This window comes from Pectobacterium nicotianae (genome assembly GCF_023272715.1).
GTDB lineage: Bacteria > Pseudomonadota > Gammaproteobacteria > Enterobacterales > Enterobacteriaceae > Pectobacterium > Pectobacterium brasiliense.
The window spans coordinates 408,569-432,827 of the sequence record NZ_CP096821.1; the positions used below are offsets into that span (position 1 = coordinate 408,569).

Sequence of the window (24,259 nt, forward strand, 5' to 3'; positions counted from 1 at the left end):
CTTAATTACCGTCAGGAGGCTCTCTCCTGACGGTTTCCTGCTACTGCTTATCTATCCCTTTGAATCCGCTATCTTATCCTTGTGGGATAGGCGGAAACACGTCGTCTGGAATCGGGTTCTCAAACGGTGTCTGCTGCAATCTTTCCTGATGATCGGCTTTTGCCTGTGCAACTAGTTCGGGCGTGACCAGCAGATCGATAGCCAGTGAGGCCATCGCTTTCGCCGCATACTCCGTGCCTTTGTGTGCGGCTCCGGTTTTCCCCTGTGCGACCAACTGCCATGAATGTGCCGGCGTACCGATGGCATAGGTGGCGCTGCGAATCTGTACGGTTGGCACAACCCAGCTAACCGTTCCCACGTCCGTAGAACCGATGAAGGCATCATTCGGGCTATACAGCGGATAAATTCCGTCGTGCAGCGTTAAACCCGGCTGCGGTTTAACGCCGAAACGCGCGTAGGATTCGGCAATGTCTTCGGCGCTCAGCGCGGTCTGGAACATCGCTGCCATTTTGCGGTCTTCGTCATCGAACGGTATCGGGCCGAGTGCCAGCAGATGTTCGTGCATACGCGCTTCCAGCGGCGGGTTTGCCAGCAGATTGGCATCACCACTAATCACTTCGCTGCTGACTTCAGTTTCTGTCATCAGCGCTGCGCCTTCGGCAATTTTCTTCACGCGTTTGACCAACTGGTGCAGTTCCGGCAACTGGCGAGCTCGTACGAGGTAACGCACGGTGGCGTTGGCCTGAACGACGTTCGGGGCGTGGCCGCCGCTGTCGGTAATCGCATAGTGGATGCGAGCAGAGGACGGCATGTGTTCGCGCATGTAGTTCACGCCAACGTTCATCAGTTCCACCGCATCCAGCGCGCTTCGTCCCAGATGTGGGCTGCTGGCGGCGTGAGCAGCGCGACCTTTGAAGTAAAAATTCAGTTCGTTACAGGCCAGCGAGACCGGGCTGTTGACGCCAGTGAAGGTCGCTGGATGCCAGCAGAGGGCGATATCGACGTCGTCAAAAACGCCTTCCTTGACCATAAAACCTTTGGACGATCCGCCTTCTTCCGCAGGGCAGCCGTAAAAGCGCACGGTTCCAGATAATGCGTGCTTTTGCAGATAATCTTTCACTGCCGTCGCTGCCTGTAGTGCCGCGGTGCCGAGCAGGTTATGTCCGCAGCCGTGGCCGTTGCCACCGTTTTCCAACGGCTTTGGCTCAGCGACATTCGCCTGCTGGCTCAGGCCCGGCAGCGCATCGTATTCACCCAGAATGGCGATAATCGGCAAACCTTCGCCGAATTCACCCAGCAGTGCGGTCGGCATGTCGGCGATGCCTTTCGTCAGACGGAAGCCTTCTGCTTTCAGGATGGCTTCGTGCTGTGCCGCCGAACGATGCTCTTCGTAGTTCAGCTCTGGCGTATCCCAGATGCCGTCGCTCAGCGTACAGAACTGCTGCCGCTTGGTGGCAATCAGATCGCAGATTTCTTCCACGTTCTGGCGATTAACGGCCGGCAGCGTTCCTTCATTGTGTGTTGCATTCATGCGTGGTGTGCTCGTTTGATTTCTCGGATGGCATTGGCGAGGAGCGTGTCACAGCCAATCGGCCATGACACGCGATTCTGCGATTGGGTAACGCTTAGAGCGGCGTGGTGTCCATGCCGAACCATTTTTCGCTCAGTTTCCGGATGGTGCCGTCTTGCTTGGCCTGATCGATTGCCTTGTCGAACATGGCTTTCAGCTCAGGATCGCTTTTGCGCAGGCCAACGGAAGAACCGCTGCCCAGAATGCCGCCGATGAACTGTGGCCCTGGCATCACGATGTTGTCATTGCCCGGTTTGTCCGTTGTGCTTTTCAGGTAAGGCGCGGAAGCGATGACCAGATCCACACGGCCTGCTTTCAGATCCAGATCGTGTTCCTGAGTGGTTTTATATTCGCGCACTTTCATCACGCCTTTCATGTATTTATCCAAAAAGGCGCTGGCGATAGAGGCGGACTGCACGCCGATGGTTTTGCCTTCCAGCAGCGGTTTCAGCTTCTCAACTTCAGCCAGTGCTTTCGCTTCATCGGCGGGTTCAATAGAGAAACGCACGCCCGCGTCTGGGAAATCTTTGGCGAGTGAGCTGGACTTCAGCACGGCGAAAGTCTGTCCTGCCTGCGTGTATGGCTGGCTGAAGTCGATCACTTCACGACGTTTTGCCGTGGCGGACATACCCGCGATGATCGCGTCATATTTACCCGCGTTCAGCGCAGGAATCGCGCTGGCGAAGGGCTGAACCATGATCTCGCATTTCACCTGCATGTTGTTACACAGCACTTTGTATAGTTCGATCTCCATACCATCCAGCGTACCGTCTGGTTTGGTGAAGTTATACGGGTGGTAAGCGCCTTCGGTCGCGATGCGGACGGTCGTCCATTTTTTCTCTTCCGCTGAGGCGGTGAATGAAGCGGCCAATGTTCCTGCCATACACAGTGAACAGGCGAGCAGTGTGAGTTTTGATTTGATCATTGGTGTTCTCCCGGCGTTTTATATCGTTATATTTTGTTTATTTCCCCACCACTGTGACGATAGTGGTGGGGTTGTGTTTACCAACTGGCAATAAATTGCCGGAAGCGAGCCGACTGGCTGGCAGTGAAAACGTGCTCCGGCGTTCCCTGTTCTTCAATTTCCCCCTGATGGAGGAAGACGATGCGGTTGGAGACTTCGCGGGCAAAATCCATTTCGTGGGTCACGACCAGCATGGTCATCCCTTCGTCCGCCAACGTGCGCATGACGCGCAGCACTTCGCCGACCAGCTCTGGGTCAAGTGCGGAGGTCGGCTCATCAAACAGCATCACTTTGGGTTCCATCGCGAGCGCACGGGCAATAGCGGCGCGCTGCTGTTGTCCACCGGACAAATGCGCGGGATAGTAGTGACGCTTATCCGCCAGACCGACTTTCTCTAACAGCTGCTCGGCGTGCTCCACGCACTCCGTCTGTGGGCGTTTTAAGACGTGCACGGGCGCTTCGATGATGTTTTCCAGCACGGTCTTGTGTGACCAGAGGTTAAAATTCTGGAATACCATGCCCAACTGAGTACGAATTCTGTCGATCTGCTTGAGGTTCGACGGGCGGTTCTGCCCTTTGCGGTTCGGCTTCATTTCAATCGCTTCTCCGCCGACGATAATCTCGCCCTGATCGGGAAGCTCAAGCAGGTTGCTACAGCGCAGCAGCGTCGATTTACCTGAACCGGACGATCCCAGAATTGAGATGACCTCCCCCTGATTGGCCTCAATCGAAATCCCTTTCAGGACGTCCAGAGAGCCGAAGCTTTTATGAATGTTGCGCAGGCTAATGGCGGGTGTCGTCATTGCAGATCTCCCAATTTCTTAATTTTTTTCGCTGCCGGTTGCGCACCCGGCGCACGGAGATGAGGGGTAAGCCTAAATTCTGTCCACATCAGTAAACGTGTCAGAATCAGGTTAATAAACAGATAAATAGCACCAGCGACCAGGAACACTTCGAGCGCCCGGTAGGTTTCCGCGATGAGACGTGCAGCAATTCCGGTGATTTCCATCAGCGTGATGATGGAAGCCAGCGAGGTCGATTTGACCATCGAAATCAGCTCGTTGCCGTAAGCAGGGAGCGCCTGACGAATTGCCAGTGGAAAAACGATACGCTTGAAAATCATGAACGACGGCATGCCGCAGGCGCGCGCCGATTCGATCTGGCCAACCGGAACGGACTGTAATCCGCCACGGATAATTTCACTGGCATAGGCACCGGTACACAGGCTGAGCGACAGCAGGGCGCACCAGTGCGGTTCCCGCAGGAATGGCCAAAGCATACTTTCCCGAACCCAGGTGAATTGCCCCAGCCCGTAGTAAATCAGGAACAGCTGAACCAGCAGCGGCGTACCGCGGAAAAACAGCACGTAGGTCCGGGCAATGGAGCGCAGTACGGCAAAGGATGACAGCTGCATCAACGCCAAACCCAGTGCCAGGAAGAAGCCCAGAAAGACTGAGCTGACCGCCAGCTGCAGGGTTAACGGGATACCGGGAATAATCTCCAGAAACGTTTCGTACAGAAAAGGAAAATCCATCAGCGTTTCACACCCCGGGAATAATGAGACTCAGCACGGCGCATAATCCAGCCGGAACAGATTGAGATAGCCAGATACAGCAGCGCGGCCGCCATGAAGAAATCAAACGGTTTGCCGGTAGAGCCCGCGCCAGTTTGCGCCTGCGTCAATAGTTCAGCGACGCCGGTAACGGAAACCAGCGCAGAGGTTTTCAGCACCAACTGCCACACGTTGCCGAGTGGGGGGATCGCGTGGCGCAGCAGGAGCGGGATGATGATGCGGCGCAGGCGCAGTAGCGTTGGCATACCGCAGGCTTTGGCGGCCTCAATTTCCCCTTTGGACACGGCGTAGAAGGCACCGCGGTAGACTTCCGTCTGCTGCGCGCCGGAAGAAATGCCGACGGCGATTACCCCGGCGAGGAAGCCGGGAAAGCCAAAGAACTCATTGCTGCCAAACAGTTTGGCGAGCAGGGTTAACGCAGAGCTGCCGCCGAAATACAGCAGGTAGATGATGAGTAGATCGGGGACGCCACGGATAAGCGTCGTGTAGCCATCGGCCAGATAGCGTACGGGGCGATTGCCGCAAATTTTGGACCAGGCACCGATCGTGCCGATCACCGCCCCTAGAAGGAAGCCGCCGATCGCCAGTGCGAGGGTCATTCCTGCCCCGATGAGTAATAATTTCCCCCAGCCATGTTCACCAAAACTGATGAGATGCCAGAAAGTAACGTCTTCCACAAGTGACTCCAAACTGCTTGCTTATTGTTCTGCTGAGCAGAACTGTTTTTGTGATGAGAGGACTACATACTCCGTTCAGGAACGAGAGTAGAAATACGTAATGACGCGATGTATCACCTTTCGATATGTATTCGTTCGATGAGGCACTAATTCGATAAACCACGATGGCTTGACGATGAAATCGGTTCGATAGGAACGATTCAGAGGTCGTGCCGCGAATCTATTAGAAAGCTAAGCAATAGTCGGGCCACGTTTTACGTAAACGATTATTGATTATTTATTCATATAGTCTGCTTATTAATGGGTTTTGTTTTAGTCAAAATAAGGCAGATGTGGCCTGCGGTAAAGCATTAAAGTGACATTTTGTAAGGGAGTATGTTCAAAATAGTGCATTGTTATGCTATTTGACGGGACGTTGCATTATGATGGTGCATAACCGCTATCCGGTAGAACGGATAGCGGGTGAGTAAGGTGGTCAGGAGAGGATTATGCTGTCTGGTCAGAGAACCAGCTCAATTTTTCCCGCAGCCCGACAACGTTGCCGATGATGATCAAACTCGGGCTGCTGGCTTGTTGTGCTAATTCGCGCAGTTGGGAGAGCTGTCCAGTCAGAACGCGCTGTTTGGTTGAGGTGCCGTTTTCGATAATCGCGACAGGCACGGTTTCCGGTAACCGCTGTTCGATGAGCTTACTTTGAATGTGCTCAGCCTGCTGAAGCCCCATGTAAAACACCAGCGTCTGTTTTTCCGCGGCGAGGCTGGACCAGTCCAGATCGGTGTCGTGCTTGACGTGTCCGGTGATCAGCCTGACGCCCTGCGAGTGATCGCGATGGGTGAGTGGGATACCGCTGTAGGCTGAACAGCCCGACGCGGCCGTAATGCCGGGGACGACGGAGAACGGGACGCCCGCCTGTTGCAGATGCTCCAGCTCTTCTGCACCCCGGCCGAAGATAAAGGGATCGCCGCCTTTCAGCCTGACGACCCGATGCCCCGCTCGTGCCTTTTCTTCCAGCAGTTGATTGATTTGATCCTGAGGAACGCTGTGATAGCCAGACGCTTTACCGACGAAAATTCGCTCGGCGTCGCGGCGTGACAGGTTGAGGATCTCTTTCGATACCAGACGGTCATAAACAACGATGTCGGCCTGCTGGAGATGCTGAAGGCCTTTCAACGTCAGTAATCCCGCATCGCCAGGCCCTGCGCCAACCAGCGTGACTTCGCCTCGGTCATCGAGCGGCGCGGAGAAAAGCAGTTCCGTCAGTTGTTGAACGCTTTGCCTATTGTCATTTGCCAGCGCCTGAGCCAGCCGATCGTGTACGAAGAGCTTTTCCCAGAAGCGGCGGCGTGCGCTCATATTGCGGAACCGGCTTTTGACCCGACTGCGCAATTCACCTGCGTATGTCGCCAGCTTACCGAGATTTTGCGGCAGAATACTTTCCAGCTTTTCCCGCAGTAGCCGAGCCAATACCGGTGCGGCGCCGCCAGAAGACACCGCGACCATCAGCGGCGAACGGTCGATGATCGACGGCATAATGAAGCTGGCGCGTTCTGGTGAATCCACCACGTTACAGAAAATACGGCGCTCGCTGGCGCTGGCATAGACATGGTTATTGACGTCCTGATCGTCGGTAGCGGCAATCACCAGCCACACCGCGTCCAGTAACGTGGGATCGAAGGTGCCCTGTACCAGCGTTAATTGAGCATCCTGTTCCCACGCCCGAAATTGATCGTTAAAATCGAGCGCATTGACGGTAATTACTGCGCCAGCATCCAGCAATAGCCGGGCTTTACGCTCGGCTATTTCACCCCCTCCTACCAATAGACAAGGTTTATCGTGCAACTGACAGAATATTGGCAGGTAATCCATGTAACGCCTCTTGAAAGCTCAGGTTATTAGGGTAATGGTTGGCTATTATCAACCGCGATGTCACGGTCTGCGATGGATATTTGCACATTACCGTTTGTTACCTGAGTATCATAAGCTGCAACAGAATAGGCTCCATCCTCCAGACAGAAGCCATCATAAAGGCGGAAATGCTGTTTTTTCAATGGGCTTGCGACCCAAAGATCGTCCTGATGCTCGCCCACTATCCCACGACTTAATACGCTCGCCTGTGCGAACGGATCGATATTGCTAATGGCGTAAACCTGCTCATCGTTACGTGGGCGGAACACGGCAATCTGTTGCTGCTCGACGAGTGCACACACGCCAGTGCCGGGCAGGATGTCGTCTAACTTACATACGGTCGTCCACTGGCTCATGCGTTTTCCTCCTCTAGTTCAATCTGTTTCACCGGAATACGCTCGGCAGGGCGCGCCGGACGGTGTTGTTGACGTTCACTCACCATTTGCACGTTCGGGTCACGTACCGGGCTGTTAATGAAGTGGGCAAAGCGTTTCTGTGCTTCCGGATCTTCCAGCGTCGCCTGCCATTCGCAGACGTAGCCTTCCCGCAGCCGTGCGATATCCGCTTCAAGCTGATCGTTAATGCCCAGTTTGTCTTTCACAATCACATTACGCAGATAGTCGATGCCGCCTTCGAGATTATCCAGCCAGACGGACGTACGCTGGAGCTTATCGGCCGTGCGGATGTAGAACATCATGAAGCGGTCCAGATAGCGGACTACCGTTTCGCGGTCTAAGTCGGCTGCCAGCAGGTCGGCGTGGCGCGGCTTCATCCCGCCATTGCCGCATACATAGAGGTTCCAGCCTTTTTCGGTGGCGATAATCCCCACGTCTTTACCCTGTGCTTCCGCGCATTCCCGCGTACAGCCGGAGACGCCAAATTTCATTTTGTGCGGCGTGCGGATGCCTTTGTAGCGGTTTTCCAGCTCGACGCCAAAGCCCACGCTGTCGCCGACGCCAAAGCGGCACCAGGTGCTGCCGACGCAGGTTTTTGCCATACGTAATGCCTTGGCGTAAGCGTGGCCGGTTTCAAACCCGGCTTCGATGAGCTGAGCCCATACGTCAGGCAGGTCGTCTTTCTGTACACCGAATAGCGCCATGCGCTGAGAGCCGGTCATTTTGGTGTACAGGTTGTATTGCTTCGCGATGCGACCGATGGCGATCAGGCCATCCGGCGTGATTTCCCCGCCTGCGGAGCGTGGGATCACGGAGTAGGTGCCGTCTTTCTGAATGTTGCCGAGGAAGTTGTCGTTAGAATCCTGCAACGGCGTGTGCTGCGGTTTGAGCACGTACTCGTTCCAGCAGGAAGCCAGCAGGGACGCGACGGTCGGTTTACAGACCTCACAGCCGTAGCCTGAACCGTGTTTCTCCAGCAGTTGATCGAACGTTTTGATTTTTTCGATTTGGATCAGGTGGTACAGCTCCTGACGCGAATAGGCGAAGTGTTCACACAGGTGGTTATTGACTTCGATCCCCTGTTTGCTGAGTTCCGCGTTCAACACCTGCGTAAGCAGCGGAATACAGCCGCCGCAGCCCGTACCGGCTTTGGTGGTTTCCTTAAGCGCCGCGACGGTATGACAGCCGCCGTTAATCGCTTTGATGATATCGCCTTTGGACACGTCGAAGCAGGAGCAGATTTGCGCACTTTCTGGCAGAGCATCGACACCCAGCGTCGGTTTGGCACTGCCAGCGGACGCAGGAAGAATCAGCGCTTCAGGAGAATCCGGCAGCGGGATTTTGTTCAGCATGAATTGCAGCAGGTTGCCGTAATCCCGCGTGTCGCCGACCAGCACAGCACCGAGCAGCGTTTTATTGTCGGCGCTGACGATCAGACGTTTGTAGGTTTCTTTATTTTCATCCAGCCACATGTAGCTGCGAGAGCCCGGCGTATGGCCGTGTGCATCGCCAATCCCGCCGACATCGACGCCCATCAGCTTGAGCTTGGCGCTCATGTCGGCACCCTGGAATCGGTTTTCGTGCCCTAACAGGTGGTCGACGGCAACCTGCGCCATCTTGTAGCCGGGTGCGACCAGACCAAATGGTCGGCCATGCCAGGCGGCACATTCGCCGATAGCGTAGACGTCCGGGTCGGAGGTTTGGCACCAGTCGTTAATCGCGATACCGCCGCGTGGACCGATTTCCAGCGCACACTGACGGGCCAGTTTGTCCTGTGCGCGGATACCGGTTGAGAACACGATGAAGTCGACTTCCAGCGTGCTGCCGTCGGCAAAGATCATCGTTTTGCGGTTTTCCAGACCGGAATGCTGAATGGCCTGCGTATTCTTGCTGGTGTGCACACGCACACCCATGTTTTCAATCTTGCGTTGCAGCAGGGTGCCGCCCTGGGCATCCAGCTGTTCGGCCATGAGCACGGGGGCGAACTCGATGACGTGCGTTTCCACGCCAAGGTGTTTCAGCGCGCCAGCCGCTTCCAGACCTAATAGACCCCCGCCGATCACCGCGCCGCGTTTGCTACGGCGTGCGCAGTTTTCGATGGCGTTCAGATCTTCAATGGTGCGGTAGACGAAACAGTCTTGCCCGTTTGATCCTTTGATTGACGGGATCCACGGATAAGAGCCGGTGGCCATGATGAGCTTGTCGTAATACACGGTACGGCCGGAATTGGAGTGGATGGCTTTTTCACTGCGGTTGATGGTGATGGCGCGTTCACCGAGCAGGACTTTAACGCCATTTTTTTCGTAGTAGCCTTCGCGTACTAAAGAGAGCTCTTCTACCGTGTGGTGCGCGAAGTAAGAAGAGAGGTGGACACGGTCGTAGGCGACGCGGGGTTCTTCACAAAAAACGGTAATCTCGTAGGTGGACGTTGGGGCCTTATCCAGCAACTCTTCGATAAAACGGTGGCCAACCATCCCGTTACCGATAACAGCGAGTCTGACTTTGTTCATTTTTGCCTCAAAATTGCTTCTTCTGAGGTTACCTTATCGCTCCACACTGGACGCTTATTGATGTACATCAAATTGTCTTTTATATACTACTTTATAGGTATCTTGATGATTTTACTTATTTTTTCTTAAGTCTTGGTTTTTGCTGGAGTTTTAGTGGCGGGCAAAAATGAGATCTATAGCACGCTTTTGGTCAGAAGCCGACTGGTTAGCGGGCAATCCGCTATCAGAGTAATCGTCCCCCTCGTCAATCATTCACGTTCCTGATCGCTTAAAAATAAAACTAAGGGATTATCCATTTGTTTAATAAGGATATGAAATTTTCTGGTGATAATGCTCACAAGGTTGTGTGCAATTGCACAATTATCGGTGACATAATTTCATCATATGGAAGAAATTGCCTAATGACTAACGGCGTCACAACCTTAATAATTGAAAATAAAACAGCATTTTTTTTTAATTAGCACACTATTTCTTTTCTGTGACATTGATCGACTTATAAGGTCGTACCAGAAAAATAGCGGTGTTTTTTAGCGACAAGGCCAACACAGTCAGTGGAGTTATTCTTTAATTATTTATACGGCTTACATTCGTCAATCTTGTACATGAGTTGTGTTAAACATCAAGGCAGGTAACAACGTGAAAATAGAATCAATTGATGTCACCGTCTTCACTTATCCCACACGCCGGGTTTCCGACAGTGCGGGTCATTCACACCCGGGACCTGAAAATCAGGCCAAGATGGCGCTGTTAACCATCACGGCAGATGACGGCCAAAAAGGCTACGCTTTCGCTCCGCCGGAAGTGATTCGTCCTCATATCGTTAATGCTTTCTTCCGCAAAGTGTTGATTGGGCAAAACCCGTTCGACCGTGAGCGCCTGTGGCAGGATCTGGTGCACTGGCAGCGCGGTAGCGCCAACCAACTGACCGACCGTGCGCTGTCGATTGTGGAATCCGCACTGTGGGATCTGCAAGGTCGCGTGCTCAACATGCCAGTGCATAAGCTGCTCGGCGGCTATCGTGAGAAAGTCCCTGCTTACGGCAGCACCATGTGTGGTGATGAGCTGGAAGGCGGCTTATCTACGCCAGAGGAATACGGTCAGTTCGCAGAAAAGCTGGTGCAGCGCGGCTATAAAGCCATCAAGTTGCATACCTGGATGCCACCGGTGTCATTCGCGCCTAGCCCGAAGATTGACGTACAAGCTTGTGCGGCAGTACGTGAAGCGGTCGGCCCGGATATCTGCCTGATGCTGGATGGTTACCACTGGTACAGCCGCAGCGATGCACTGTACATCGGCCGTGAACTGCAAAAGCTCGATTTCACCTGGTTTGAAGAGCCGATGGAAGAACAGAGCATGGCGTCTTACAGCTGGCTGACCAAGAGTCTGGATATCGATGTTATCGGGCCAGAAAGTCTGTCAGGTAAATATTTCAGCCGTGCTGACTGGGTTAAAGAAGGCGCATGCGACATTTTACGCGCGGGCGTGCAAGGCGTGGGCGGTCTCTGGCCGTGTATGAAAGTCGCGAGTCTGGCGGAATCCTTCGGTATGGACTGCGAAGTTCACGGTAACGGCGCGCCAAACCTCAACGTCGTGGGTGCGATCAAAAACTGCCGCTGGTATGAGCGCGGGCTGCTGCATCCTTTCCTCGATTACGACGAACCTGCTGCGTATTTGAATTCGATTGTCGATCCAATGGACAATGAGGGCTTTGTGCATCTGCCGCAACGTCCAGGGCTGGGAGAAGATATTAATTTTGACTGGATTGAGGAGCATACCCTAAGTAAAGAATAACGTTTTGTTCTAATCGTTTTTTGTTCGACCTGAAAGATAGCCTTACCTAAAAAATAAAAAGTTGTCGTCTTCCATGCTCCCACACCTTGGAGAATAATGATGAAAGCACGAGCAATACTCCGTACCCTGCTGTTAGGTTCACTCTGCATGGCCGCTACGCCGGCCATTCTATCGGCAAAAACCCCTGACGATCAGCTGATCGTGGGGATGAACATGAACAACATGCTCTCACTCGATCCGGCCGCGATGACCGGTAACGAAGTGGTGGGCATTATCGTCAACCTCTATGACTCGCTGGTGGTGCTGGATCCCGCCAACCTGAGTAACATCCAGCCTTCTCTGGCGAAAAGCTGGAGCGTCAGTGATGATGGTAAGGTCATTACCTTCAATCTGGTGGATAACGCCAAATTTCATTCCGGTAACCCCGTAACGGCGCAAGACTTCGCCTGGTCGATGAAGCGTCTGCTTAACCTCAACATGGCACAGGCCACGACGTGGAAATCCTACGGCTTCACCGCGGAAAACGTGGAGAAAATGATCCGTGCCAAAGACGCGCACACCGTCGAAATCGAACTGCCAAAACCGAACGATCCAAAACTGGTGCTCTACTCGCTGGCGACGCTGGGTAGCGGCTCGGTGCTGGATAGCAAAACGGTCATGCAGCATGAGAAAAACGGCGACTGGGGTAACGGCTGGCTGACCACGAATGAAGCCGGTTCCGGTCCGTTCAAGCTGGACGTGTGGCAGGCGAAAGACGTGCTGCGCATCAGCAAAGTTGAGAACAACTGGCAGGGCGATGCGAAAATGCGTCGCGTGATTTTCCGTCACATGACTGAATCACAGGCGCTACGCCTGATGATTGAAAAAGGCGATATTGACGTGGCCTCTGGCATGTCGGTGCCGGATATCAATGCCTTGAAACAAGATAAAGACGTTGTGGTTGATGAGGTGCAAAAAGGCACGCTGTACTACGTTGCCATGAGCCTGAAGAACGAATACTTCGCCAAACCGAAAGTACGTGAAGCGGTTCGTTACCTGATTGATTACGACGGCGTTAATAAGACGGTGATGCCTGGCTATGGTTTCTATCATCAGCGTCCTATCCAGAAAGGGATGGATGCGACGTTGCCGGATCCTGGCTACAAGCTGGACGTGCCACGCGCCAAGGCACTGCTGGCCGAAGCGGGCTACCCGAATGGATTTGAAACCACGCTGCGTGTCTTGTCCGATCAGCCGTTCCTGAATCTGGCGACATCGGTACAGTCCACGTTGGCACAGGCGGGCATCAAAGCCAAAATCATCTCCGGCACCGGTAATCAGGTTTACGGCGCAATGCGCGATCGTAACTTCGATATGCTGGTTGGCCGCGGCGGTGGCGGCGTCGATCCACATCCTCACTCCAGCCTGCGTTCTGTTGTCTATAACCCAGATAACAGCGACGAAGCCAAACTGACCAACTTCCAGGGCTGGCGCACGTCTTTCTACGATAAGCCTCTGAACGACATGATCGATCAGGCGCTGTTGGAGAAAGACCCTCAGAAACAGAAGCAGATGTATATCAACGTGCAGAATCGCTATGAAGAACTGTTCCCGGCCATCATTCCGGTGTCGCAGATGATCGATTCTGTGGTGTTGCGTAAGGACGTGAAAGGCTATGTGCCGCATCCGTCTTCTACGACGCATCTGCGTGAGGTGTATAAGCAGCGCTAGTGTCCACACGTTAAACCGGATGATTAGCCGATACGTTCCCGGCTAATCATCCCGATCAGATACGTTAAAAAGAGATGACCGCGTGAGTGGTGATTTGCTGTCGCCGCTCACCGGGATATCAGGAGAAAGAACATGGTTTTCTCTGATTGGATCAAGCCGGGTGGAGTACTGCGTCGTTTGGCAAAACGTCTGTTTCAGGTCGTCGTCACGCTGTTCGGGTTATTAATCCTGACCTTCGTGATCGGCCGCGTGATGCCAATCGATCCAGTCCTGGCTATTGTCGGACAGGACGCCGACCAAAGTACCTATCAACAGGTTTACCAACAGCTGGGGTTGGATAAGCCGCTGTATGTGCAGTTCTTTATTTACTTCAATTCACTAATGCATGGGGATTTGGGCAATGCCCTCCTGACCGGGCGACCGGTCGTGGATGACATTATCCGCGTTTTCCCTGCCACCATCGAGCTTGCCACCATGGCGATTATCGTCGGTGCCGGTCTGGGCGTGCCGTTAGGCGTGCTGGCTGCGGCGCGACGCGGCAAGTGGGCGGATTATGTGGTGCGTTTTATCAGTCTGGCCGGTTATTCCACGCCAATATTCTGGGTCGGGATGATGGGGCTACTGGTGTTCTACGCCTGGCTGAACTGGGTGGGCGGTGCCGGACGGGTTGATATGGCCTACGACGGCCTGGTGGAGAACCGTACCGGCCTGCTGCTGGTGGATTCGCTACTGGCGGGCGAGTGGGATGTGTTCCGCAGTGCGCTGAACCATCTGGTGTTGCCAGCCACGATTCTCGGTTTCCACTCGCTGGCCTATATCAGCCGTATGACGCGTAGCTTCATGCTGGCTCAACTTTCGCAGGAATACATCATTACTGCGCGAGTGAAAGGGCTGTCTGAGTTCCGCGTTGTCTGGGCGCACGCGTTTCGCAATATTCTGGTTCAGCTTTTGACGGTGGTGGCGCTGGCGTATGGCTCGCTGCTGGAAGGGGCGGTACTGATCGAAACGGTCTTCTCATGGCCTGGTTTTGGTTCCTATCTGACAGGCAGCCTGCTGCTAGGGGATATGAACGCGGTTATGGGATGTGTGCTGCTAGTCGGGTTGATCTTCGTGACGCTTAACCTGCTGTCGGACATGTTGTATCAAATCTTTGATCCGAGGACGAACGCATGAATATTTCCTCTGAGCCGCCAGTCAGCCGTGAATCGGTAATGCGGACACCGCCGGAAAAACGTGTGAGCCGCCTGCGGCTACGCGGTGCGCGAATCGGCGGGTTTCTCTTGACGATGATGCGCAATCCGCTGACCGCGATTGGTTCTGCGATTGTGCTGATGTTGATTTTGGTCGCTATTTTCGCCCCGTGGATCGCCACGCACGATCCGCTGGTACAGGATTTGGCTAACGCGCTACAGGCCCCGAGTGCGGCGCATTACTTTGGCACCGATGAGTTTGGGCGCGATGTGTTTAGTCGTCTGGTCTATGGTTCACGCATCACGCTGTATATCGTTGCGCTGGTGTCGGTAACCGTGGGGCCTATCGGGCTGGCGCTGGGCGTGGTGGCAGGGTATTACGGCGGGATCGTCGATACTATCCTGATGCGTATTACCGATATCTTCATTTCGTTCCCTAGTCTGGTGTTGGCGCTGGCGTTCGTTGCAGCGCTTGGCCCAGGTCTGGAGCATGTGGTGATTGCGATTACGCTGACAGCCTGGCCGCCGATTGCCCGTCTGGCAAGGGCGGAGACGCTGTCGCTGCGTCACGCGGACTTTGTTTCTGCCGTGAAGCTGCAAGGCGCATCCTCTATCCGCATCCTGCTGCACCACATTGTGCCGCTGTGTCTGCCGTCGGTGATTATTCGTATCACCATGAATATGGCGGGCATCATTCTGACCGCGGCGGGTCTGGGCTTTCTGGGATTGGGGGCACAGCCGCCCGATCCTGAATGGGGCGCGATGATCTCTGCGGGTCGTCGTTACATGATGGAGTGCTGGTGGTTAGTAACTATTCCGGGGCTGGCGATTTTGATTAACAGCCTGGCGTTCAACTTCCTTGGAGACGGCCTACGTGACATCCTCGATCCCAGAACTGAATAAGTCTTCTCAACGTGCGCCGGGAAGCTCGCCCCTGATGGAAGTGGAAAATCTGCGGGTAAGCTTCGTGAACCGTGGTGCCGTGACGGACGCCGTGCGCGGCGTCTCCTTCGCGCTGGGCTGTGAAAAGCTGGCTATTGTCGGCGAATCTGGCTCCGGTAAATCGACGGTCGGCCGTGCGCTGCTGCAACTGCATCCGCATAGCGCGCGGATTACGGCAGACAAACTGTGCTTCGGCGATACCGACCTGCTGAAAGCGGATGAGGCGCGGATGCGTCAGATTCGCGGCAAGCGCATCTCTATGATTATGCAGGACCCAAAATATTCGCTGAACCCGGTGGTGTGCGTTGGCGATCAGATTGCCGAAGCGTATCTGGCGCACCATAAAGTGTCGCACCGCGAGGCGAAGGCAAAGGTCATGGCGATGCTGGATGTGGTGCGTATTCGCCAGCCAGAGCGCGTCTACAATCTGTACCCTCATGAAATCTCGGGCGGGCAGGGGCAGCGCATCATGATTGCGATGATGCTGATTACCGAACCTGAAATCGTGATTGCCGATGAACCGACCTCTGCACTGGATGTGTCCGTGCGTTTGCAGGTGCTGGCAATGCTGGACGATCTGGTCAGCGAGCGCGGTCTGGGGCTGATTTTCATCAGCCACGATATCAATCTGGTACGCAGCTTCTGCGATCGGGTGCTGGTGATGTATGCCGGACGCGTCGTGGAGTCCATTGCTGCCGCCGATCTGGACAACGCGCAGCATCCTTACACGCGTGGGTTGCTGAACTCTCTGCCGGATATCGACCATCGACGCCCGCGTTTGCCGGTGATGAATCGCGATCCAGCCTGGATCAATGGATAAAGGGGATAATCATGGCAACTGAAGCAATGAGTCAGCGCAAGCCGATGATCGAAGTGAATAACCTGAATCTCTCTTTTGGGCAGGGCAGCACGGCGAATCAGGTGTTGTACGATGTGAACCTTACCGTCAACGATGGCGATATCTTTGGTCTGGTAGGGGAGTCGGGTTCCGGTAAAACCACGGTGCTGAAGTGTCTGGCCGGGCTTTTTAATCATTGGGAAGGCACGCTGCATATTGACGGGAAGAAACTGGCGCACCGAATCGATCAGGCGCGCTGTCGCCGGGTGCAGATGGTGTTTCAGGATCCGTACGGATCGCTGCATCCCCGTCATACCGTGGAGTCGATTCTGGAAGAGCCGCTGTCGATCCACCGCTTTGACGATCGTGACGATCGTATCGATACCTTGCTGGAGAAAGTGGGGCTGGGAACGCACTTCCGCCGCCGTTATCCGCACCAGCTTTCGGGTGGACAGCGTCAACGTGTGGCGATTGCCCGAGCGCTGATTCTGGAACCGAGAGTGCTGCTGTTGGATGAGCCGACGTCGGCGCTGGATGTGTCGGTACAGGCGGAAATTCTCAACCTGCTGACGGAGTTGCAGCAGCAGGAAAAGCTGACCTACCTGATGGTGACGCATGACTTGGGCGTGATTTCCCACCTGTGCCATAAAGTAGCGGTGATGCAATACGGTAAAATACTGGAAACGTTGGAAACCGACGACCTGACCAGCGATGTACCGAAGGACGCGTATACCTCTATGCTGGTGGACGCTAGCCGTCAGTACAGCCGCGATCTGGCGGTGCGCTCGGAGCGTATGGGCTAGGTACGTATTGACTAGGCGCGCTGCGCGATAATCATCATCATGAGGGCCGAGCAATCGGCCCTTTTTTTATCTTACGTACAGGTTTTCGCTCACAGTTGGTTACGAACAGACTTTTATACGTAAAAAAAGGTAAATGGGTAGCGTTGAAGGGTGTGGATACTTACAATCATTACGCTTTCTGTAGTCGGCCTCTTCAAAAAGGAATTCTCATGTTCAAACGTACTCTGGTTGCTGCGGCAGCCCTTATTTCACTGACGGCATTTTCTCCCGCCTTTGCGGCTTCCGACACCACCACACGTGTGCTGTTGACGACGTCCGCGGGCAATATCGAACTGTCTTTAGATAATCAAAAGGCACCGGTTTCGGTAAAAAATTTCGTCGAGTACGTTAACAACGGTTTTTATAACGGGACGACGTTTCACCGTGTGATCCCTGGCTTTATGGTGCAGGGCGGCGGCTTTTCTGGCGAAATGAGCCAAAAAGCGACGAACGCGCCGATCAAGAATGAAGCCGATAATGGTTTACGTAACCAGCGCGGTACGATCGCGATGGCACGCACGTCTGATAAAGACAGTGCAACCAGCCAGTTCTTTATCAACATCGCGGACAACGCGTTCCTCGATCACGGCCAGCGTGATTTTGGCTACGCCGTGTTCGGTAAAGTCGTGAAGGGCATGGACGTCGTGGATAAGATCTCTCAGGTGCCAACGAAAAACGTCGGGCCTTATCAGAACGTACCGACTACGCCAGTGGTGATTCAGTCTGCGAAAGTGCTGCCCTGATCGGCAAGATAGATAAGTAAAGAACCGAGAATACGAAAAAGGCCACTGATGTGGCCTTTTCGCGTTTTTGACAAAGCTAGCAGAGCGGGTAGTAATGGATAGATCGTAAAGACGCTGTAAATACTTCCCTGTACGCTCGGCTTGCGCAGATATGAATCTCATCCCTGAGATTCACCCTTTCAGGGTCGTCGCAAGCGACGTTTTTGTCCATGGCGCAAACGCTTTACTCTTCTATTCCATTACCACCGTTTTATTGAGTAGATAGGCGTTATTAACGTCTCGACTACCGCGTTATTCCAGTGCTTTAGCCATTTGCTGTAGCCACGCGTCCACGCCGGTGCTCGGCACGTTCAACTGACGGTAGGTTGCTGTGGCAACAGGATAGCCGCCGACGTCTTCCTGGCTATTCACGAAGCTACCTTTCCGCTGTTTGAAATTCTCCACGATACGTTTATCAACAACATCACGATCTTTAGGGCGTGCGCCTGCGCTTTGTAGTACCTGATTGGTGACGGCGCTGGCCGGTGATGCCGTTAATCCCGCAGGCCAAATAGGGGATACTTTGAGTAAAGTAATCCCGCTGCCTGACGTTTGTGGTGCGGCTTTGCCCTTGGCATCGTACGCGAGGTTATCTGACATCCAGACATCGCCGGAGCTGTTGCTTCCTACCAATCCTAAACCTGCTTTGGTATTAGCGCCGTAGTGCATCACGTTACCCGCCACGGAGACGCGTGGGCTGGCAGGCATGGTTTTCCCTTCCCACTCTTTTGCTACTCCACCAACGCGAAGACCCCAGATGCCGGGGTTGTAGATCAGGTTATTGACCATGACGCCTGTAGAGCCAGCCTTGAACCAGGCATTGCGCTCGTTGTTGTGCGCATAGAGGCTGCCCACAATCGATACGTCAGTCACGTTATCGTGAACCAGTGTGCCCATCGAGTGAATACCTTTGGTGTGAGCCGAATCGTATAGGCCTTCAGCAACGATATTATTCGAGAGTGTGATGCGGTGCGCGGTGCCCTGCGGCCCGTCATAGCGTGGGCCGGAAATAGACAGGTTTTCGTCCGTACCCCAGGCGAAGCTAGAATGGTCGATCACGACGTTGTAGGCATCTTTGCCGTTGATGGAAACATCGCGTTCAAAGCCGCTTTTTTTACCCGTACCGGCATCGCCGATGCGAAAACGAATATGCTGCATGAGCACATCATGGGTGCTGATCCCCATTCCACCGCGAATGATGGTGATACCGGGAGAGGGAGCGGTCTGACCGGCGATGGTGACAAACGGTTCTGTTAACCGGAGGTCACTTTTATTCAGGTCGATAATGCCGCCAACCTCAAAAACGATAATGCGCGGCCCTTTGGCGGCCAGCGCTTCCCTGAGTGAACCAGATCCGGAAGAGGCCAGCGTTGTGACGCGAATAATGCGTCCACCGCTGCCTGCAACCGTATCCGTTCCGAATCCTTTCAACTCTGGTGCTGCCGGTGTGGCGGCGCTAGCCATCGGTACGCCAACACTGAATACTAAGCCAGTGCTGAACAGTGCGGCGAACAGAAGAGAACGTTTCATTTCATTTCCTTGAATATTAACGATAAAAATGAGCGAGCCCTTAGGACTCGCTCAAGTGTGGCCCGAACGATAAACCAACGGGCGTTAAGCGCGCTTGCAGGCTCCGGTTAGCACAGGACAATGAGGGGTGGAGCCTGCAGTTTGCTTATTTACCCTTCACGCGTTACACATCGCAACTAGTTGCAATTTGCTGCTGTCAGCACGGCAAGGTTTTTGTTCACACCAGCATAGTTCGCCAATTTGTCCTTCACGCACTGTGCCGAAACTGGAGAGTAGCTGTAAGGAACAGAAGCGAATGTGCCAGTGCTTTTCCAGTCTTCCGCATTCACGTAGGGTTTGGAGTCTTTATCCCAGGTGATGTTGTATTTCGCGAAGTCGGCTGGGCTCATAACGTTGTTATTACGCAGCTCCCAGGTACCGAAGTTGGAACCGTCGTAACGCGAGGTCACTGGGTTTTTCGCATTCTCGAACCAGTTACGTTCGATCAGCGCAATCCCTTTCTGACGCACGTTCAGGCCAGAACTGGTGATGCCGGTATACAGGTTGTTGTACGCGTGAACCTGACCGCCACGTTGCAGCGGGAGGCGAGCGTTAACGTCGTCGTAAATATTGTGATGGTAAGTCAGGTCACGACCCGTATCGCTGCTGCTGAAGCCGCTCAGCCCGACTTTTTTGATACCGTGAATGTAGTTGTACGACACCGTCACGTTGGTTGAGGCTTTCTTGATATCAATCGCGGATTCGAATGTGGTGTCACCGTCTTTTGTACCTGCGCATTCAAAGTTTTTCGCGAAGATCTCGTTGTGGTCAATCCAGACGTTCGGCGTGTTATCGATACGAATGGCATCACCATCCTGCGCGCCGCCCGGCATGTAACCAAAACGCATGTTACGGATGACGATATCGGATGATTTTGTCAGCCAGATCCCGAAGTTGGCGGACGATCCGTTGGTTCCGATGATGGTAATGCCTTTGGTGAACTCTTTGATTTCTACACCGCGGGCGTCTTTCTTCCACTGACCGCAGATATCGTTCTCTGCGGCTTTGATCAGCGCGTCTTCATTACCGTTATAGGTGATGACGAGCGGGTAAGCGCCACCTTTGACTTTCTTACCTTTGGAATCCAGCTTAGCGGCTTCGATGATATCAATGATGTCTTGCATGGAGCGCGCCGTTTTTTTCACGGCACCGGCAACGTCACCACCGTCAGTGGTAGCATAACCCCCCGTATTTGCCGCCATCGTTGGTTGGGCCGCAAGCAATAACAGCCCAGCGGCTGCAGAAGGCAGTAGGTATTTCATTAAGGTACTCTCCTTGGAATTGAATTTTTGTTTGGGCATTTATGATCCACATAGCCCAGATTATATTATTTTGGTGTTTCAATAAAAATGAAATCAAGGTTTATTGAAATCCCAATTAAGTCTTACCATAAAAGCAAAAGAATTCAATATTTCGATATTAAATATATAGGGCTGAATGAAGATGGAAATACGCATCGATAATAAGTGACTATTTTAAAAGGTAATGTTTTTTTCATTTTTTCTAAAATCAATCCGCTTTGAATTTTTATGAAAAATAAAATTATATTTCGTTTTATTACCCGCTGTTGGATGCGATTTGATAGAGGTGATAACTGTGAGCGACATCAATAAATAAGTAAAATTTCCTCATTGAGATGATTGCGTAAGAAATATTTGATGCCGATCAAATTATTAATTAATCCTGTGTTGATTGAATTCTGTTATTTTTATCGATTAATCCTTAATTAAAGAATGGTTTCTTCATTAATAAATTAAGCTATTAATTTAATATCTAAATAATTAGCATGATATTTAATTTGTGCCTACTTTTTAGGAATGCCTATCCACTCTCATGCGTAAGTTTCATAAAAAACGAGCGAGCTCTTAGAGCTCGCTCGGATAGAACCATGTCTTAGCGTGAAGAGTCATGGCCGCGGGACATTCAGGCTTATTGCTTCCTGTCTTGATTCGACAGAGAAAGCCTGGCCGCGTTTATTTGCAGTTAGCTGCTGTCAGTACTGCCAGGTTTTTACCTACGCCAGCATAGTTTGCCAGTTTATCCTTCACACACTGCGCAGAAACTGGAGTGTACTTATAGGAGACGGTAGGGAATTTTCCTGTGGTCTTCCAGTCATCCGCATTGATGTGAGGGGAGGACGGTTTGCCCCAGGTGATTTTGTATTTCGCGAAGTCGGCTGGGCTCATGACGTTGTTATTACGCAACTCCCAGGTACCGAAGTTGGAGCTGTCGTTACGTGCCGTCACTGGGTTCAGCGCATTTTCGAACCAGTTGCTTTCGATGAGGGCTTTCCCTTTCTGACGGACGTTAAAGCCTGAACCGGTGATGCCGTCATACAGGTTGTTGTACGCGTGAACCAGACCACCACGTTGCAGTGGCAGGCGTGAGTTAACATCGCGGTAGATATTGTGATGGTAAGTCAGGTTACGAGCTGTCGTATCCGAACTACTTGAACCGCTCAGGCCGACTTTCTTGATGCCGTGGATGTAGTTGTAGGACACCGTGACATTCGTTGACCCTTTCTTGATATCAACCGCTGATTCAAAGGTGGTGTCATTGTCTGGCGTACCAGCGCATTCGAAGTTCTTGGCGAAGATCTCGTTGTGGTCGATCCAGACGTTCGGTGAGTTATCGATACGAATGGCATCGCCGTCTTGTGCGCCGCCCGGCATATAGCCAAAGCGCATGTTACGTACCACGACGTTAGAAGAATTCACGATCCAAACACCGAAGTTGGCGGATGAGCCATTGGTGCCCTGGATAGTAATGCCTTTGGTGAACTCTTTGATTTGTACGCCACGGGCGTCCTTACTCCATTGGCCGCAGATATTCTTTTCAGCCGCTTTGATTAATGAATCTTCATTGCCGTTATAGGTAATGAAGAGCGGATAAGCACCGCCTTTGACTTTCTTGCCTTTTGAATCCACTTGCGCGGCTTCAATAATATCCACAATTTCTTTCATAGAACGTGCCGTTTTTTTCACGGCACCGGATACGTCTCCACCATCCGTAGTGGCATAGCCGCCCGTATTTGCGGCCATCGCGGGTTGAGCTGCGAGTAATAACAATCCCGCGGCTGCCGTAGGTAATAGGTATTTCATTATGATTGTCTCCTTGGAATAGAATTTTCATGGGCATTTATCGATCCCTATGCCCGATGTAACAGGTACAAATTTTTCAACAAAAATGAAACTCAGTTTTGGTGAAAAACCAAGGGGGAGTGTGGTCAAAAAATAAGATCAGTTCAAGGGGGAAATGTTAAATGTATTACGTTTGAAACATTTTGTAATACTGATGATTGGATAATTTGGATTTTATAAGAAATGATTTTCTTTTAAAGTAACAGAAAATCATAAAGTTATTTTTTTGCAGGAAATAAATGCAATCGGGTTTCTTTATTAGTTGGGTTTTAAATGATTATTTTGGTTGTGGCAATGACTGCCGCTAGCGCAAGGAAACCATCTTAAGTCAAAATATACTATCACAGGCATATTCAATATTGTTTACGTGATGCGTCAAATTTATCGTGAATTTTAGTTTGTTAAAAAATAATTATTATTAGTCGCTATATGGCGTTTCTTTAGGTGATAAGCCAAAAATAGACCTCATTATTCATCGCGGTTTATTGGCTAAATTATCATTGGCATGACGCCTATTTTCATGAAGGTCACGCTGACAATCTTGCGCAGGTTTCTTAAAAATGAGCGAGGCCGAAGCACTCGCTCAGGAAGAACCCGACGCAGAATGCATGCGTCGGGCTTAACGCGTTTACTTACAGTTAGCTGCTGTCAGGACTGCCTGGTTTTTACCTACGCCAGCATAGTTTGCCAGTTTATCCTTCACGCACTGTGCGGAAACTGGTGAGTAGCTATACGGAACGGCTGGGAATTTACCGGTGCTCTTCCAGTCATCCGCATTGATGTGCGGAGTAGACGGTTTACCCCAAGTGATCTTGTATTTAGCAAAATCAGATGGGCTGGTAATGTTGTTGTTACGGAGTTCCCAAGTACCGAAGTTGGAATCGTCGTTACGTGCAGTCACTGGGTTGAGTGCATTTTCGAACCAGTTACTTTCGATCAGCGCGATCCCTTTCTGACGGACGTTAAAGCCTGAACTTTTGATACCGTCATACAAGTTGTTATAAGCATGCACTTGACCACCACGTTGCAGCGGCAGACGTGAGTTAACATCGCTGTAAATATTGTGATGATAAGTCAGGTTACGACCGGTATCCGTGTTGCTTGAGCCGCTCAACCCGACCTTTTTCACGCCATGGATATAGTTGTAGGACACCGTGACGTTCGTTGACCCTTTCTTGATATCAACCGCTGATTCAAAGGTGGTGTCATTGTCTGGCGTACCAGCGCATTCGAAGTTCTTGGCGAAGATCTCGTTGTGGTCGATCCAGACGTTCGGCGTGTTATCAATGCGGATGGCATCGCCATCTTTTGCCCCGCCCGGCATATAGCCGAAGCGCATACTACGCACGACAACGTTGGAAGAGTTAACCATCCAGATACCGAAGTTAGCGGAAGATCCGTTGGTACCGAGGATGGTGATCCCTTTGGTGAACTCTTTGATTTCTACACCGCGCGGATCTTTGCTCCATTGGCCGCAGATGTTGGCTTCAGCAGCTTTGATTAGCGCATCTTCATTACCGTTATAGGTAATGACGAGCGGGTAGGCGCCACCTTTGACTGCTTTACCGCTTGAGTCCTTTTTCGCGGCCTCAATGATATCGACGATCTCTTGCAGAGAGCGTGCGGTTTTTTTCACAGCACCGGAAACGTCGCCGCCGTCAGTGGTGGCATAACCTCCCGTATTTGCCGCCATTGTCGGTTGGGCAGCGATCAGCAACAGCCCAGCGGCTGCAGAAGGCAGTAGGTATTTCATTATGTACTCTCCTTGACATAGAATTTTCTTGGGTATTTATCACTACACACCCTGTGTAATAAAAAAGGCTGTTTCAACAAAAATGAAACTAAGGTTTGTCTATAAAAC

General features: G+C 52.4%; 19 protein-coding genes. 7 read left to right on the forward strand and 12 right to left on the reverse strand.

What is annotated here, in order from left to right; genetic code table 11:
- Positions 1–73 precede the first annotated feature (73 nt).
- The 8 genes from MYB54_RS01735 to nirB all read right to left on the reverse strand — a co-directional run bounded on the left by MYB54_RS01735 (position 74) and on the right by nirB (position 9,594).
- A complete protein-coding gene (locus MYB54_RS01735; RefSeq protein WP_039288667.1) occupies positions 74–1,531 on the reverse strand; it encodes a M20 family metallopeptidase in 1,458 nt (485 codons plus the stop codon).
- A gap of 94 nt (positions 1,532–1,625) precedes the next feature.
- Positions 1,626–2,495, reverse strand: coding sequence for a transporter substrate-binding domain-containing protein (locus MYB54_RS01740; RefSeq protein ID WP_014701663.1), 870 nt, complete (start codon positions 2,493–2,495; stop codon positions 1,626–1,628).
- 77 nt (positions 2,496–2,572) lie between these two features.
- Complete coding sequence (locus tag MYB54_RS01745; RefSeq protein ID WP_248721438.1) at positions 2,573–3,337, reverse strand: ABC transporter ATP-binding protein; 765 nt, start codon at positions 3,335–3,337, stop codon at positions 2,573–2,575.
- Positions 3,334–4,068: an ABC transporter permease gene (locus tag MYB54_RS01750; protein WP_014916851.1), complete on the reverse strand. Its 735-nt coding sequence runs from the start codon at positions 4,066–4,068 to the stop codon at positions 3,334–3,336. The genes MYB54_RS01745 and MYB54_RS01750 overlap by 4 nt, the downstream gene beginning before the upstream one ends.
- Entirely contained in the window at positions 4,068–4,784 is a 717-nt protein-coding gene (locus MYB54_RS01755; RefSeq protein ID WP_039288675.1) for an ABC transporter permease, read from the reverse strand. The genes MYB54_RS01750 and MYB54_RS01755 overlap by 1 nt, the downstream gene beginning before the upstream one ends.
- Before the next feature lie 486 nt (positions 4,785–5,270).
- Positions 5,271–6,650, reverse strand: a complete 1,380-nt coding sequence (gene cysG / locus MYB54_RS01760) for a siroheme synthase CysG (RefSeq protein WP_248721439.1) — start codon at positions 6,648–6,650, stop codon at positions 5,271–5,273.
- Positions 6,651–6,676: 26 nt separating this feature from the next.
- The gene (nirD, locus tag MYB54_RS01765; protein ID WP_010277621.1) at positions 6,677–7,045 is read right to left on the reverse strand and encodes a nitrite reductase small subunit NirD; all 369 of its coding nucleotides are present in this window, start codon (positions 7,043–7,045) and stop codon (positions 6,677–6,679) included.
- Entirely contained in the window at positions 7,042–9,594 is a 2,553-nt protein-coding gene (gene nirB / locus MYB54_RS01770) for a nitrite reductase large subunit NirB (RefSeq protein WP_248721440.1), read from the reverse strand. The genes nirD and nirB overlap by 4 nt, the downstream gene beginning before the upstream one ends.
- 636 nt (positions 9,595–10,230) lie before the next feature.
- Here nirB and MYB54_RS01775 point away from each other — a divergent pair.
- The 7 genes from MYB54_RS01775 (at position 10,231) to ppiA (ending at position 17,650) form a co-directional block, all read left to right on the forward strand.
- On the forward strand, positions 10,231–11,385 hold the full coding sequence (locus MYB54_RS01775; RefSeq protein WP_010297089.1) for a mandelate racemase family protein: 1,155 nt from the start codon (positions 10,231–10,233) through the stop codon (positions 11,383–11,385).
- A 99-nt stretch (positions 11,386–11,484) separates the two neighbouring features.
- Positions 11,485–13,095 (forward strand): ABC transporter substrate-binding protein, encoded by a 1,611-nt coding sequence (locus MYB54_RS01780; protein WP_039288682.1) that lies wholly within the window; start codon positions 11,485–11,487, stop codon positions 13,093–13,095.
- 132 nt (positions 13,096–13,227) lie between these two features.
- Positions 13,228–14,268: an ABC transporter permease gene (locus MYB54_RS01785; protein WP_010277605.1), complete on the forward strand. Its 1,041-nt coding sequence runs from the start codon at positions 13,228–13,230 to the stop codon at positions 14,266–14,268.
- A gap of 38 nt (positions 14,269–14,306) precedes the next feature.
- Positions 14,307–15,188, forward strand: coding sequence for an ABC transporter permease (locus tag MYB54_RS01790; protein WP_100018545.1), 882 nt, complete (start codon positions 14,307–14,309; stop codon positions 15,186–15,188).
- Complete coding sequence (locus MYB54_RS01795; RefSeq protein ID WP_371928259.1) at positions 15,160–16,047, forward strand: ABC transporter ATP-binding protein; 888 nt, start codon at positions 15,160–15,162, stop codon at positions 16,045–16,047. Before MYB54_RS01790 ends, MYB54_RS01795 begins: the two co-directional genes overlap by 29 nt.
- A gap of 44 nt (positions 16,048–16,091) precedes the next feature.
- A complete protein-coding gene (locus MYB54_RS01800; RefSeq protein WP_202618495.1) occupies positions 16,092–16,868 on the forward strand; it encodes an ABC transporter ATP-binding protein in 777 nt (258 codons plus the stop codon).
- 209 nt (positions 16,869–17,077) lie between these two features.
- The gene (gene ppiA / locus MYB54_RS01805; protein WP_205550081.1) at positions 17,078–17,650 is read left to right on the forward strand and encodes a peptidylprolyl isomerase A; all 573 of its coding nucleotides are present in this window, start codon (positions 17,078–17,080) and stop codon (positions 17,648–17,650) included.
- Between the two features lie 291 nt (positions 17,651–17,941).
- On the opposite strand, the gene pelZ is transcribed toward ppiA, so the two are convergent.
- From pelZ to pelA, 4 genes are all read right to left on the reverse strand, one after another.
- Positions 17,942–19,219, reverse strand: coding sequence for a pectate lyase PelZ (pelZ, locus tag MYB54_RS01810; RefSeq protein WP_248721441.1), 1,278 nt, complete (start codon positions 19,217–19,219; stop codon positions 17,942–17,944).
- Between the two features lie 176 nt (positions 19,220–19,395).
- The gene (gene pelC / locus MYB54_RS01815) at positions 19,396–20,520 is read right to left on the reverse strand and encodes a pectate lyase PelC (protein WP_248721442.1); all 1,125 of its coding nucleotides are present in this window, start codon (positions 20,518–20,520) and stop codon (positions 19,396–19,398) included.
- Between the two features lie 711 nt (positions 20,521–21,231).
- Positions 21,232–22,359 (reverse strand): pectate lyase PelB, encoded by a 1,128-nt coding sequence (gene pelB, locus MYB54_RS01820; RefSeq protein ID WP_014916841.1) that lies wholly within the window; start codon positions 22,357–22,359, stop codon positions 21,232–21,234.
- Between the two features lie 667 nt (positions 22,360–23,026).
- Positions 23,027–24,151: a pectate lyase PelA gene (gene pelA, locus MYB54_RS01825; RefSeq protein ID WP_248721443.1), complete on the reverse strand. Its 1,125-nt coding sequence runs from the start codon at positions 24,149–24,151 to the stop codon at positions 23,027–23,029.
- Positions 24,152–24,259: the final 108 nt, after the last annotated feature.